Origin of the sequence: Campylobacter sp. CFSAN093246 (assembly GCF_012889415.1) — a bacterium.
Classification (GTDB): domain Bacteria; phylum Campylobacterota; class Campylobacteria; order Campylobacterales; family Campylobacteraceae; genus Campylobacter_D; species Campylobacter_D jejuni.
In genome coordinates this window covers 1,560,878-1,574,576 of record NZ_CP040613.1, presented here as the reverse complement: position 1 = coordinate 1,574,576, position 13,699 = coordinate 1,560,878, and the positions used below count along the sequence as shown (strand labels likewise).

The following is a 13,699-nucleotide window of genomic DNA, read 5'->3' as shown; positions in this document are numbered from 1 at the left end:
TTTTATCATTTTATTAGTAAAATTGATTTTTTTAAAAGACAAGGAAAAAATATGAAAGAACAAATTTTAGAGAAATTAAAAACTGTAAAATATCCTGGTTTTGAAAAGGATATAGTGAGTTTTAACTTTGTAAAAGATATTAAAATTCAAGATGATGGTGTATTCATTGATATAGAAATCGTTTCAGCAAATCCTGAAGTAGCTAATGAAATTCGTAAAAATACTATTGAAGCTTTATCGAGTTTGGCTTTAAAAAATATTGAACTTAATATCATTACTCCAAAAATTCCTGAAGAAAAAAGTAATTCAAGAAGTGGAAAAAATATCGCTCCACAAGTAAAAAATTTCATCATGGTTTCAAGTGGAAAAGGTGGTGTGGGTAAATCTACAACTACAGTAAATTTAGCAATTTCCATGGCTAAAATGGGAAAAAGAGTAGGTATTTTAGACGCGGATATTTATGGGCCAAATATTCCAAGAATGCTAGGTGAAACCAAAACTCAGCCTGAAGTAGTAGGGCAGAGATTAAAGCCTATTTTAACTCATGGTGTTTATATGATGAGTATGGGGGTTTTGATCGAAGAGGGTCAAGGCCTTATGTGGCGTGGAGCTATGATCATGAAAGCAATTGAGCAACTTTTAGCTGATGTAATTTGGCCTGAGCTTGATGTATTGTTTTTGGATATGCCTCCAGGAACAGGCGATGCGCAAATTACTTCTGCACAAAGCATTCCTATTACTGCAGGAGTTTGTGTAAGTACGCCTCAAACCGTATCTTTAGACGATAGTAAAAGAGCTTTAGATATGTTTAATAAACTTCACATTCCTATAGCGGGTGTGATTGAAAATATGAGTGGATTTTTATGTCCTGATAACGGTAAAGAGTATGATATTTTTGGCAAAGGAACGGCTGAGGATATGGCAAAAGCCTATAAAAGTGAAGTCTTAGCACAAATTCCTATAGAAATGATAGTAAGAGAAGGTGGAGATGAAGGCAAGCCTGTGAGTTTTTATCACCCTGAAAGTGTGAGTTCAAAGCGTTATTTAATGGCGGCTGAAAAAATTTGGAGCTTTATAGAAAAAATTAACAATGAAGGTGGTGCGGATAATTCTGCTATACAACCTGTGATGAATGGAAAAAGTGCGTGTTCGCATTAAAAATTAAGTGGATAAGGAAAAGAAAATGATTAATACTAAAGAAGATTTTTTACTTTTAATCAAACAAATCGAGCAAAAAAGTGGCTATAAAAAACCTAAAGCTTTTGGTATAGCAAGGCTTGATAGAGGACAGTTAAATAAAAATAAAATCTTACAAGCAAGTTTTGCTTTGATTAACTATGAGCAAAATTTTGGCTCAGCGGCAATCATGCTTGAAGCTTTTATGCAAAGGGGCGTGGAGATTGATTTTAATGCGAGTGAGTTTGTGCAAACTTTGAAATTAGAAGATATTGATTTTGCACTTTCTTGTTTTAAACCTTTTTTAGAAGAAGATGGGCATCAAAATATTGATTTATTAAAGATTATCAAAGATAAATTTAAAGACGATGAATTTTCTTTTGTTTGTCTTTTTGAAGATAAAGAACCTTTAAGTGTAGAAAGTATTTATCTAAAACTTTATTTGCTTTCTACTAAAAAAGTACCTTTAAGAAGTATCAATTTAAATGGAGCTTTTGGACTTTTAAGCAATGTAGCTTGGAGTGATGATAAGCCTATCGAGCTTGAGTATTTAAGAGCAAATGAAATGCGTTTAAAAATGAGCAATCAATATCCAAAAATCGATTTTGTTGATAAATTCCCAAGATTTTTAGCACATATTATCCCTGAGGATAATACAAGAATTTTAGAAAGTTCTAAAGTAAGAATGGGTGCGTCTTTAGCAGCAGGAACAACCATCATGCCAGGGGCAAGTTATGTGAATTTTAATGCAGGTACAACAGGAGCTTGTATGGTTGAAGGGCGTATTAGTTCAAGTGCTATAGTAGGAGAAGGTTCTGATGTAGGTGGCGGAGCTTCGATTTTAGGTGTTTTAAGTGGAACAAGTGGCAATGCTATAAGCGTAGGCAAGGCTTGTCTTTTAGGGGCTAATTCAGTGACAGGAATTCCTTTAGGGGATAATTGTATAGTTGATGCAGGTATTGCAGTGCTAGAAGGAACGAAATTTTTACTCAAAGATGCCGAAGAACTTGCTAAACTTAATCCTTATTTTAATTTTGATAAAGAAATTTACAAAGGCTTAGAGCTTAAAGGTTTAAATGGGCTACATTTCCGTCAAGATTCTATAAGTGGTGCTATGATAGTAGCTTTAAATAAAAAAGCAGTCAAACTTAATGAAGCCTTGCATTGATATAAATTTATTTTACATAAAGCTTTAAGCTTTATGTCTTTCTTTTAATTTTGAAATCACATCTGAGAAACTAAGATTTGCATCTGCAAGTAAAACACTTAAATGATACATTAAATCCGCTGCTTCACAAATAAGCTCTTCTTTATCTTTTACTGTCGCTGCTAAAGCTGTTTCTACGCCTTCTTCACCAACTTTTTGTGCGATGCGTTTTGTACCACTTTTGAAAAGTTTTGCTGTATAAGAAGTATTTTCATCGGCATTTTTGCGTGCATTAATAAGTTTTTCAAGTCTGGCTAGAAAAACAAAATCTGCATTTTTAGAAATTTTTTCAAAACAAGAAATATCGCCCGTATGACAAGTAGGCCCTACAGGATTTGCTAAAATTAAAAGCGTGTCATTATCACAATCTAAGCTTAAATCTATGATATTTAAGAAATTTCCACTTTCTTCACCCTTCATCCAAAGACGCTGTTTTGTGCGTGAAAAAAAGACTACTTTGCCACTTTCTAAGCTTTTTTCTAAGGCTTCATTATTCATAAAGCCTAGCATTAAAACTTCGCAAGTTTTTGCATCTTGGATGATGACAGGTAAAAGATTATCCACTTTTTGCCAAGCGATTTTTTCATTAAGTTCTTTGAAATTTTGCATATTATATCCTTATACTTAAGCCTTGATTTTTAAGATAAATTTTTAATTCTTTAATGTCTATAAGTTTTTGATGAAAAACAGAAGCAGCTAAAGCCCCATCTATACCTAGTTTAAAAGCTTCTAAAAAATGTTCCATTTTTCCCGCTCCCCCACTTGCGATTAAAGGTACTTTACAAATTTTATATACAGCTTCTAATTGTTCTAAATCATAGCCATTTTTAACACCATCTTGATTCATCATATTTAAAACAATTTCGCCTGCACCTAGATCTTGCACTTTTTTAACCCATTCTAAAGTGCTTTTTCCACTATGTTTACTTGTTTTTTCATCCCCTGTGTATTGAAATACTTTTAAATTTCCATTTTCATCTTTAAAACTATCAATCCCTACTACTACGCATTGCACGCCAAAGCTTTTAGCAAGGCGTGTGATTAGGCTTGGATCATTTAAAGCAGGAGAATTGATAGAAATTTTATCTGCCCCATTAGCCAAAAGTTCAGCTGCATCTTCTTCGCTTTTAATACCCCCTGCAACACAAAAAGAAATATTGATATTTTTTGCTACTTCACTTACCCATTCTCTTGATATGCGTTCTTTTCTAGCACTTGCAGCAATATCATAAAAAACAAGCTCATCAATACCATTTTGAGAATAATACCTAGCAAGCTCTATGATATCTCCCATATCTTTATGGTTTTTAAATTGTGTTCCTTTTACTACTCTGCCATCTTTGACATCTAAACATGCAATTATGCGTTTTGTAAGCATTTATTTCTCCAAAATACATTTTTCTTTAAGATATTTTTCCATTTCTTCATCGCTTTTAATTTCATCAAAATTAGCTTGAATTTTTGCTTCTTTGCCCACTTTAATTTGTTTGTTTATATCATCAATAAATTCTTTAAAATTTGGATTTTTATTGATCAGCATATTTAGTGTTTGAATATCAAGTTCTTTTTCTTTTGCACTAATTAAAATTTGAGAATTTGAAATATCTTTTTCAAGTTTTATCACTCCTATGCCAAAACTTTGATTTAAGCGTCTTAACTCACTTAAAACTTCGCTATCAATTTCTTGTAAAACAACCAAATAGCCTTCATTTGCCCAGCTAGAATTGCTTACAGCTTGAAAATAGCATTCTTTTAAATTTGAAAAATTTAAAGCAATTTTAAGTTCAAAAGAAAAAAGCTTATAACTATTTTGTTTGATATTTTCTAAAAGTGTTATGGTCTCTTTTTCATAATCATCATAAGGAAAATAAACCCCTACAATATCAGGATAATTCCACTTATCTTCCCCACCTTTACCCTTTTTGCTTTGTTCATGGTAAATTGTTTTGCAATTTAAATTAAAATCTAAATTTTCATATAAAAATTTTACAAGCAAGGGGTGTAAATCTCTTTCATGAAATTTATTTTTTTCTTGTTTTTCGTTAGTAATTTCATTTTTATTATCAAGCTTTAAAAGTTCATTTTCTCTTTCTTTTAGCCAAAAAGTTGTAGGTTTTTGGGAAGCTTTGATAAACAAAGAATTGTGTTGCAATTCTTTTATATCAACATATATCCTAGCCCCTAAAGTAGCAATTGGAGTTTGTCCTATGCTAGAAAGCTTTTTATCTAAGCCTTGTTCAAGAGCTTTTTGCCAAATTTCATTAACACTTAAAGGTCTGTCACTTTGTTTTAAAATTTCTAAAGTAAGTTCTTTGTAGCTTAATTTGCTAGACATCTTATCCCTTCTTCTACGCTAAAAACTCCGTCTAATAAAGCTTTTCCTACGATAACCCCACTACAAATTCCTTTTAAGTTTTCAAGGTCTTTTAAGCTCGCTACTCCACCACTTGCCTGAATGCAAATATTAGGAAAAATTTCATGGATAAGTTTGTAAAGTCTTACATTTACTCCTTGCATGGTACCATCTTTTGAAATATCTGTGCAAAGTATGTGTTTTAAGCCTTTATTGCTATAAAAATCTAAAACTTCCATAAGCTTTTTATCGCTTGCTTCTTGCCAAGCATTTACAGCCACAACATAATCTTCTTTTAAAATCGTATCTAAGGCTAAAACTATAGCTTCACTACCAAATTCTTTTAAAATTTCAAGACATAAAGTCGCATCTTTAATTGCCATAGATCCTATAACTACTCTTTTTACTCCACAATCAAGCAAAGCTTTAACTTCTTCTTTAGAGCGTATACCTCCACCTACTTGCAAATTGACACTGACTTCTTTGGCTAATTTTTCTATCAAAGCAAATTGTCTTTTGCTAGGATCTTTTGCACCTGTAAGATCTACAAGATGAAGTTCTTTCGCTCCTGCTTTTTCGTATTCTTTAAATTTCTTTAAGGGATTGTATTTATATACTTTTTTTTGTTCGTAATCCCCTTTTACAAGACGCACCACTTCGCCATCTATAAGATCGAGTGCGGGTATGATTTGAGTCATCCTATATCCTTAATAAAATTTGAAATTAAAATTTCCCCAGCCTCGCTACTTCTTTCAGGGTGAAATTGCACTCCGTAAAAATTATCTTTCATTACGCTTGCGCTAAATTTTTGCGAATACTCACAATCTGCTATAGTGTATTTCCCAAGTCCTACACAATAACTATGCACAAAATAAAAATAAGCCCCTTCTAAGCCTTTAAACAAAGCATGAGAGCTATAAACTTCATTCCATCCCATATGTGGAAAAGTAAAGCCTTCTTTAGCTTTAAATTTTTGAGTTGTAAAATCTATGAGTTTTAAGGTTTCTTGATTTAATTCTTCAGAAAAATTTCCTAAAATTTGCATACCTAAACAAATACCAAGCAAAGGTTTTTTGGTATTTTGAATAAAATCAATAAGATTAAATTGTTCTAAATTTTTCATTGCTTCTTTTGCGGTACCCACTCCAGGTAAAAAAAGCTTATCCGCACTTTCAAGCTCTTTTAAATCCCTACTGATAGTTGCATTAAAACCTAATCTATCTAGACAAAATTTCAAAGATGCTAAATTCGCACAGGCTGTATCGATGATGATGATTTTCATATCACTCCTTTAGAGCTGGCTAAATTTTCACTTTCTATTTTTACTGCCATTTTCAAAGCTTTTGCAAAGGCTTTAAAAAGCCCTTCGGCTTTATGATGATCGTTTTTGCCTTTAACTTTTAAATGCAAACTCACGCCCATAGCATAGCTTAAAGAATAAAAAAAGTGCTCGATCATTTCTGTGCTTAAAGCCCCTAAATGAGATTTTTTAAATTTGGCTTTATAGACTAAATGGGGACGATTGCAAAAATCCATTGCACAACTTGCCAAACACTCATCCATAGGTAAAGCAAAACCATATCTTGCAATGCCGATTTTATCCCCTAAAGCTTTTTTGATACAAGCTCCAAGTGCTAAGGCTACATCTTCAACGCTATGATGCTCATCGATTTCCAAATCTCCTTTACAAGAAATTTCAAGCCCTATACCTCCATGTACAGCGATTTGCTCTAACATGTGATCAAAAAAATCAATACCTGTTTTAATGCTAACCTTACCCCCATTTAAGCATACCTTTACTTTTATATCTGTTTCTTTAGTAGTTCTTTGATAACTCGCGCTTCTAAAAGAACTTAAAATTTCATTTTCTATTTCTTTCCAAGAAAGTTCGCCGTATTTTAAACCACGCACGCCTAAATTTGAAGCCAAGATCATATCACTCTCACGATCTCCTATAACAAAACTTTGTTCCTTATCATAAAGTTCGTGTTTGATATACTCTTCTAACATAGCGGTTTTAGGTTTTCTGCAAGCACAATTTTCATTTTCAAAATGCGGACAAATAAAAATATCTTGAAATTCTATACCGCAACTTTTTAAAATATCAAGCATTTTTTCATGAGCGATTTCAAAATTTTCCTTTGGAAAACTTGGTGTTCCAAGACCGTCTTGATTGCTTACCATAACAAATTTAAATCCAAATTTTTTTAGTTTTAAAAGAGTGGGAATAGCATCTTTTTCAAAACGCAATTTTTCAAGAGTATCGATTTGAAAATCGCTTTTTGGCTCCTCTATTAAAGTGCCATCTCTATCTATAAAAAGGATTTTTTGACTCATTTTAAGCTTTCTAAACGAAAAGTTACTGCATTTTTGTGCGCGTCTAAATGCTCATTTTGTGCTAAAATTTCAACACTTTTACCTAAAGCTAAAAAACCTTCTTTACTTAACTCTTGAACGGTCATTCTTTTACTAAAATCTGCCAAACCTAAACTAGAATGCGTTTTAGTAAGTCCATAAGTAGGTAAAACATGATTTGTCCCACTTGCATAATCACCCATAGACTCTGGGGAATAAGCTCCTAAAAATACTGATCCTGCGTGTTTTACACCTTTTAAAAGTTCTCGTGGATTTTGAGTTTGTATGATCAAATGTTCAGGGGCGTAAAGATTTGAAATTTCTAAGGCTTGATTTAAATCTTTAGCTATGATAATGCGTGAATTAGCAATGCTTTTGCTTGCAAGTTCTTTGCGAGGCAAAAGTTCTAATTGACTTTGGACTTCATCACTTGCTTTTTTAGCAAAATCTTGACTTAAACACACTAAAATCACTTGAGAATCTGCACCATGTTCAGCTTGTGAAAGCAAATCACTAGCTACAAATTTTTCATTAGCTAAATCATCAGCTATGACTAAAACTTCACTAGGTCCTGCTTGCATATCAATAGCTGCTCCGTTTATATCACTACTTACTTGGCGTTTTGCTTCGGTTACAAAGGCATTTCCTGGGCCAAAAATTTTATCCACCTTTAAAACACTTTGGGTACCGTAAGTCAAAGCTGCTATAGCTCCTGCACCGCCCATTTGATAAATTTCATCCACGCCACAAAGCTTAGCACAAAAAAGCACAGCATCATTGATTTTTGCAGGACTTGCTAAAACGATTTTTTCACAACCTGCAATTTTTGCAGGAATAGCTAGCATTAAAACCGTTGAAAACAAAGGTGCCAAACCCCCTGGTATGTAAAGTCCTACTTTTTCTATAGGGCGTGTTAAAACTTCACATTTAACGCCTTTTGTAGTTTCAAGAGCGATTTCATGTGGGATTTGGGCTTCGTGAAATTTTTTGATATTTTCATAAGCCACTAAAATAGCTTCTTGTAAATCTTTATCTAAACGATTGCTTGCTTGAGTGATTTCTTCTTGAGTGATTTTAATCTTTGAAATTTCAGCCTTATCAAATTTCAAAGCTTGTTCTATCAAAGCTTTATCGCCTTTTTCTTGCACTTCTTTAATGATAGAACTTACTATTTTTGAAATTTCATCTTTCGCACTTATAGCAGGGCGTTTTAACGCTTCTTCTTTTTGTTTTTCATCCAAATTATCATATACTAAAATTTGCATTTTTTACTCACTTTAACATTTTTTCTATAGGCAGAACTAAAATCGAACTCGCACCTTCTTCTTTTAAAGCCTCCATGGTTTCCCAAAAAAGATTTTCTTTACTTACCATATGTAAAGCTACATTTTTTTCATCGTGTGCTAAAGGTAAGATAGTCGGTCTTTCAACTCCTGGAAGTAGGGCTTGAATTTTATCAAGCTTTTCTTTTGGAGCATGAAGCATAATGTATTTAGATTCTCTTGCTTGCATTACTCCTGCTACACGCAACATAATTTTATCCACTAAGGCTTGTTTTTCTTTACTTAAAGCATTTTCTTTTTGAATCAAACAAGCACGAGATTCATAAATGACTTTAACTTCTTTAAGATTGTTTGCTTGTAAAGTTGCCCCGCTTGAAACAAGATCGCAAATCGCATCGGCTAAATTTGCCCTAGGGGCTACTTCAACAGAACCTGTAAGCGTACAATTTTTATAATTAATCCCATTTTCTTTCATAAAACGCTTTAAAAGTTGTGGATAAGAAGTAGCTATCCTTAAGCCTTCAAAATCTTTCAAATTTTGAAATTTATTTTCTTGAGGTAAGGCAAGAGAAAGACGGCAATATCCAAAATCTAGCTTTTTTAAAAGCTTATAGCTTGGATTTTCTCCTAAAGACTGGCGTTCAAGTTCATTTTCTTCTAAAACATTTTCCCCTATAATGCCTAAATCTACAACCCCATCAAAAATAAGCCCAGGGATATCATCATCTCTAACGCGTAAAATATCTATGGGTAAATTTGTAGAAAAAGCGATCAAGCTTTGTTCATGGATATGCATTTTAACACCACATTCTGAAAGAAGCTCTATGGATTCTTTTGAAAGTCTACCTGATTTTTGTATCGCAATGCGTAAACGAGTGTTTTCTTGCATAACATATCCTTGAAATTAAAAATTAAAAACTTATATTAGCATAAGTAGTTGAATTTTTAGCAAGGGTTTTAGAAAATAAATAAATTTAATTTTATTTAAAATAATTATTTAAAACTTTTTATTTTTAGGATATTTAATTGAAGTATTAATCCTAGCAAAAGCTAGGATTTGATTAAGCTACAAATTCGATGAAAGCCATTTCAGCGGCATCACCACGGCGAATTCTTGTTTTGATGATTCTTGTATATCCGCCATTGCGATCTTTGAATTTTGGAGCAATTTCAGTTACTAGTTTATTGGTAGCGTTTTTATCTTGTAATGAAGCAAAAACTGCTCTATGAGCGTTAAAATCTCCAAGTCTTGCTCTAGTAATCAATCTTTCTACATAACCTCTTAATTCTTTAGCTTTTGGTAGAGTGGTTTCGATTTTTCCGCTATTTACTAAAGCTATAGTTAAATTTTTTAATAAGGCAGCACGATGAGATGAAGTTCTGCCAAGTTTTCTATATCCATGTTTATGTCTCATTCTTTATCCTTCGTTTTGTGCTTTTAATTCTGCGATTTTATTTTTAAGTATTTCTTTATTATCGCTAAGCTTAGAAGTTCCCACAGGAAAACCTATGCTTTCCATGATGTTTTTAATTTCATCAAGAGATTTTTTACCTAAATTTTTAAGCCCTGCAAGTTCACTTACACTCATCAAAGCAAGCTCGCCTATGTAAACCACTCCTGCTTTTTCAAGACAATTATAACTTCTAGCACTTAAATTTAAATCTGTAATGTTTTGCAATAATTTAGTATTTTCTAGTTCATTGCTTGTTGCTTGATTTTTAATTACACTTCTAACATTGGTAATTTTATCAAATACTGATAATTGTTTATACATAGCTTCTAGAGCATTTTGAAAAGCTTCATTTGGAGTGATTTGTCCATCAGTTGTTACGGTTAAAACCACTTTTTCATAATCAGGATTATCTTCAAATAAAACTTTTTCAATATCATAGGTTGCTTCTCTTACAGGTGTAAAGAAAGCATCTAAAGCTATAAATTTAGGATCATTTATAAGCTCTTTAATTTCTTCGCTTGGTACATAGCCAATACCTTTTTCAACGATCAATGTGAATTTGAGTTCAGCATCTTCGTTGATTGTTGCTAGATAGGCGTCTTTATTTACTACTTCTACTTGATCATTATTTAGATCTTTGCCGTAAATTTCTTTTGAGCCTTTAAAGCTAAATTCTACTATTTCTTTATTTGAGTCGCCTTTAATTTTAAAGCGTAGTTTTTTTAGATTAATGATAAAAAGTGCTACATCTTCAAGCATACCACGCATGCTATCAAATTCATGAGCTACGCCATCAATATGAATCGCAGTTGGAGCATATCCTATGGTGCTAGTGTAAAGTAAACGGCGTAAAGGATGGGCTAGGGTGATTCCATAGCCGATCTCAAAAGGCCAAGCACTGATTTTAGCCACAGTATCACTAATGTTTTCTATTGTAAATTCTGTTGGCGTATAAGCAGATGTTGTAATATTTCTCATATTTAGCCCCTATTATTTAGAGTAAAGCTCAACGATAAATCTTTCCTCAACCGGAATGACAACTTCTTCTCTTTCAGGTTTTCTTGTGAAAATTCCAAATCTCTTATCTTTTTCAACATCAACCCAAGCAACGATTCCAGTTTGTGCTGTAAGTTCGATAGCTCTTGTAATTTGAGGATTGTTTTTGCTTTTTTCGATAATTTCGATTTTAGCACCTGCTTCTACTCTAAAGCTAGGAATATCCACTCTTTTACCATTTACTAAAACATGTCCATGTGTTACAAGTTGTCTTGCAAAACGACGTGTTGTAGCAAAACCCATTCTATATACTACATTGTCTAATCTTTGTTCTAAAAGTTGGATAAGTAATACCCCTGTATTTCCTTCTCTTCTTGCTGCTTCAGCAAATAAACGACGGAATTGCTTTTCGCTTACTCCATACATAAATTTAGCTTTTTGTTTTTCTCTTAATTGAAGTCCATACTCACTAATTTTACCTTTTCTTGCTCCGTGTTGTCCTGGTGCATAAGGGCGTTTATCTAGTGCACTTTTGCCAGCTAGTCTTCTTTCTCCTTTTAATGCTAAGCTAACACCAAAGCGTCTTTCTAATTTTTCTACTGGTCCTCTATATCTTGCCATAATATTCTCCTAAATTTTTCTTATATCTTAGACACGACGACGCTTAGGCGGTCTGCAACCATTGTGAGCTAATGGAGTGATATCTTTTAAGAAAGTTACTTTGATTCCTTCCATAGCACCTACACTCTTAACAGCAGTTTCTCTACCGCTTCCTGGTCCTTGTACTTTAATGCCTACTTCTTTAATTCCGTGTTCTTTTGCTTTATTTAAAGCGTCTTCTACTGCTTGTTGTGCTGCATAAGGAGTTGATTTTTTAGAACCTTTAAATCCTAAACCACCTGCACTACTCCAAGCGATAGCATTTCCCATTTCATCAGTTACTGTAACCATAGTATTGTTAAAAGTCGCACTGATATAAACAATACCTTTTGCTATATTTTTTTTAACTACTTTTTTCTTTACGATTTTTCTTTTTGCCATGATTTATCCTTATGATTTTGCACCAACAGTTTTTCTCTTACCTTTTCTAGTTCTTGCGTTTGTTTTTGTTTTTTGTCCGCGAACTGGTAAGCCTTTTCTGTGTCTTAAACCTCTAAAGCTTCCTAAATCCATAAGTGCTTTAATATCCATAGCAACTTGTTTTCTCAAATCCCCTTCAACCATATAGTTTTCTTGAATTTCTTTACGGATAGCTGCTGCTTCATCTTCACTTAACTCATGAACTCTTTTATCATAAGAAATTCCTACTTTATCTAGAATTTTTCTTGAAGTGAAAAGTCCTATACCATAAATATAGGTTAGTCCATACTCAATTCTTTTTTTCTTTGGTAAATCCACACCTGCAATACGAGCCATGTTTATCCTTGTCTTTGTTTATGTTTTGGATTTTCGCAAATAATGCGAACCACGCCTTTACGGCGAACTACTTTGCATTTGTCGCACATCTTTTTAACCGATGGTCTCACTTTCATGAGCGTCTCCTTGAATGAATTCCACTTGATTTACGACTACATCAGGTTTTATGAATAACCAACTATTTTCAAAATAAGTGGTGGATTTTAAAAATACTTCTTCATATAGTTCGATGTAATTTGTCGCAAAAACTCTAATTTTATCTAAAATTAGCTTTTAAATAACTTAGATTATTTATATCTAAAAGTTATACGCCCTTTATCAAGGCTATAAGGTGTAAGTTCTACTTTTACTTTATCACCTGGCATTATTCTTATATAATGCATACGCATTTTTCCTGCAATATGACATAAAATTACATGTTTGTTGTCAAGTTCAACCTTGAAATTTGCATTAGGCAATGCTTCAAGTACGGTGCCATCAATTTCAATTACATCATCTTTTGCCAAAATTTTCTCCTTTCATGAAATAAAAAGGCTATAATTTTAGCAAAAATTATTAAAATTTTTACTTAATTTTTAGTAATTTTTAAGTAATTAATCTAAAAATTTAGGTTTGATAAAAGGCACATGAGTCCCTATAACTTTGAGTTTTCTTTCTTTAAATTCTTTAAGTAGTTTTTCCCTTGTTTGTATAGCCTCATTTTGATCTATATCAAATTTTATAGCGATTTTAGGTTTTGGGATTTGTATATCATAAAGATGAAGTAAATCTCCCCAAAAGACTATTTTATCATCAATTATGATAGCATTTTGACCTGGGGTATGCCCGTAAGCAGGTATGGCTTTAATGCCTGAATTTTGAAAGATCAAATCTTTGGAATGATCGATAAATTCTATATTTTTAAGTTTAAGCAAGGTGTTTTTAATTTCTTGTCTATCGCTTTTGATCCAAAAATCATATTCTTTTTTATCAATTAAAATTTGAGCTTTTGGAAAAAGATTTTCTTCGCTCATTAAAGCACCTATATGATCAGGATGTGCGTGTGTTAAGATAATATGAGTGATATCTTTAAAATCGGTTTTATGGATATGTAATTTTTCTTTTAATGTGTCAATAGTATCTAAAAACCCTGTGTCTATTAAAGCATTAAAATTTGGATTTTTTATCAGAACAATATTATGCTCATTTCTTTTGATTTTTGTGCGAGTTTTTTCTATAAAATTCTTATCTTCATCGCTTTGTGACACTAAAAAAGAAAATAATAAATTTAAAAATTCATCATCAGACTGTTTAAGTGAGATTATATGGGTTTGATTTGAATTTTTGCTTGTGGTTTTTTCTTCTAAAAAATAAAGATTGGTTTTTAAAAGAGTGGTTATAAAATTAAACATATTTATCCTTAAATTTTTAGATAATATTTTGGAAATGATTATAGTATAATAAAAACAATGTTTTTAAA

At 32.3% G+C, this 13,699-nt stretch carries 18 protein-coding genes; 2 read left to right on the top strand and 16 right to left on the bottom strand.

Annotated features, from left to right (window positions below; genetic code table 11):
* Positions 1 to 51 precede the first annotated feature (51 nt).
* Together FBE87_RS08110 and FBE87_RS08105 are read left to right on the top strand one after the other, a co-directional pair.
* The gene (locus FBE87_RS08110) at positions 52 to 1,158 is read left to right on the top strand and encodes an Mrp/NBP35 family ATP-binding protein (protein WP_002869767.1); all 1,107 of its coding nucleotides are present in this window, start codon (positions 52 to 54) and stop codon (positions 1,156 to 1,158) included.
* A 25-nt stretch (positions 1,159 to 1,183) separates the two neighbouring features.
* Positions 1,184 to 2,344 carry a 2,3,4,5-tetrahydropyridine-2,6-carboxylate N-succinyltransferase gene (locus FBE87_RS08105; RefSeq protein ID WP_002851311.1) on the top strand — a complete coding sequence of 387 codons (1,161 nt, stop codon included), beginning with the start codon at positions 1,184 to 1,186 and terminating at the stop codon, positions 2,342 to 2,344.
* A 24-nt stretch (positions 2,345 to 2,368) separates the two neighbouring features.
* Here FBE87_RS08105 and hisIE read toward each other — a convergent pair whose 3' ends face one another.
* The 16 genes from hisIE to FBE87_RS08025 form a co-directional block, all read right to left on the bottom strand.
* A complete protein-coding gene (gene hisIE, locus FBE87_RS08100) occupies positions 2,369 to 2,992 on the bottom strand; it encodes a bifunctional phosphoribosyl-AMP cyclohydrolase/phosphoribosyl-ATP diphosphatase HisIE (RefSeq protein ID WP_002851143.1) in 624 nt (207 codons plus the stop codon).
* A gap of 1 nt (position 2,993) precedes the next feature.
* Positions 2,994 to 3,761, bottom strand: coding sequence for an imidazole glycerol phosphate synthase subunit HisF (gene hisF / locus FBE87_RS08095; protein ID WP_002851492.1), 768 nt, complete (start codon positions 3,759 to 3,761; stop codon positions 2,994 to 2,996).
* The gene (locus FBE87_RS08090; RefSeq protein WP_002851346.1) at positions 3,762 to 4,718 is read right to left on the bottom strand and encodes a COG2958 family protein; all 957 of its coding nucleotides are present in this window, start codon (positions 4,716 to 4,718) and stop codon (positions 3,762 to 3,764) included.
* The gene (hisA, locus tag FBE87_RS08085) at positions 4,703 to 5,434 is read right to left on the bottom strand and encodes a 1-(5-phosphoribosyl)-5-[(5-phosphoribosylamino)methylideneamino]imidazole-4-carboxamide isomerase (RefSeq protein ID WP_002851391.1); all 732 of its coding nucleotides are present in this window, start codon (positions 5,432 to 5,434) and stop codon (positions 4,703 to 4,705) included. Before hisA ends, FBE87_RS08090 begins: the two co-directional genes overlap by 16 nt.
* Positions 5,431 to 6,018 (bottom strand): imidazole glycerol phosphate synthase subunit HisH, encoded by a 588-nt coding sequence (gene hisH, locus FBE87_RS08080; RefSeq protein ID WP_002851270.1) that lies wholly within the window; start codon positions 6,016 to 6,018, stop codon positions 5,431 to 5,433. The genes hisA and hisH overlap by 4 nt, the downstream gene beginning before the upstream one ends.
* Positions 6,015 to 7,073, bottom strand: a complete 1,059-nt coding sequence (hisB, locus tag FBE87_RS08075; protein WP_002858024.1) for a bifunctional histidinol-phosphatase/imidazoleglycerol-phosphate dehydratase HisB — start codon at positions 7,071 to 7,073, stop codon at positions 6,015 to 6,017. The genes hisH and hisB overlap by 4 nt, the downstream gene beginning before the upstream one ends.
* Positions 7,070 to 8,356 (bottom strand): histidinol dehydrogenase, encoded by a 1,287-nt coding sequence (gene hisD / locus FBE87_RS08070; protein WP_002858444.1) that lies wholly within the window; start codon positions 8,354 to 8,356, stop codon positions 7,070 to 7,072. Before hisD ends, hisB begins: the two co-directional genes overlap by 4 nt.
* A 7-nt stretch (positions 8,357 to 8,363) precedes the next feature.
* On the bottom strand, positions 8,364 to 9,263 hold the full coding sequence (gene hisG / locus FBE87_RS08065) for an ATP phosphoribosyltransferase (RefSeq protein WP_002858407.1): 900 nt from the start codon (positions 9,261 to 9,263) through the stop codon (positions 8,364 to 8,366).
* 172 nt (positions 9,264 to 9,435) lie between these two features.
* Positions 9,436 to 9,789 (bottom strand): 50S ribosomal protein L17, encoded by a 354-nt coding sequence (gene rplQ / locus FBE87_RS08060; protein WP_002851332.1) that lies wholly within the window; start codon positions 9,787 to 9,789, stop codon positions 9,436 to 9,438.
* Between the two features lie 3 nt (positions 9,790 to 9,792).
* Positions 9,793 to 10,806 carry a DNA-directed RNA polymerase subunit alpha gene (locus tag FBE87_RS08055; RefSeq protein ID WP_002851403.1) on the bottom strand — a complete coding sequence of 338 codons (1,014 nt, stop codon included), beginning with the start codon at positions 10,804 to 10,806 and terminating at the stop codon, positions 9,793 to 9,795.
* Between the two features lie 12 nt (positions 10,807 to 10,818).
* Positions 10,819 to 11,445 (bottom strand): 30S ribosomal protein S4, encoded by a 627-nt coding sequence (rpsD, locus tag FBE87_RS08050; protein WP_002856574.1) that lies wholly within the window; start codon positions 11,443 to 11,445, stop codon positions 10,819 to 10,821.
* Between the two features lie 27 nt (positions 11,446 to 11,472).
* Entirely contained in the window at positions 11,473 to 11,865 is a 393-nt protein-coding gene (gene rpsK / locus FBE87_RS08045; protein WP_002779544.1) for a 30S ribosomal protein S11, read from the bottom strand.
* Positions 11,866 to 11,874: 9 nt separating this feature from the next.
* Positions 11,875 to 12,240 (bottom strand): 30S ribosomal protein S13, encoded by a 366-nt coding sequence (rpsM, locus tag FBE87_RS08040; protein WP_002800121.1) that lies wholly within the window; start codon positions 12,238 to 12,240, stop codon positions 11,875 to 11,877.
* A gap of 2 nt (positions 12,241 to 12,242) precedes the next feature.
* Positions 12,243 to 12,356: a 50S ribosomal protein L36 gene (gene rpmJ, locus FBE87_RS08035; protein ID WP_002781429.1), complete on the bottom strand. Its 114-nt coding sequence runs from the start codon at positions 12,354 to 12,356 to the stop codon at positions 12,243 to 12,245.
* Between the two features lie 171 nt (positions 12,357 to 12,527).
* A complete protein-coding gene (gene infA, locus FBE87_RS08030) occupies positions 12,528 to 12,746 on the bottom strand; it encodes a translation initiation factor IF-1 (protein ID WP_002781436.1) in 219 nt (72 codons plus the stop codon).
* 87 nt (positions 12,747 to 12,833) lie between these two features.
* Positions 12,834 to 13,631, bottom strand: a complete 798-nt coding sequence (locus tag FBE87_RS08025) for an MBL fold metallo-hydrolase (protein ID WP_100608706.1) — start codon at positions 13,629 to 13,631, stop codon at positions 12,834 to 12,836.
* Positions 13,632 to 13,699 lie beyond the last annotated feature (68 nt).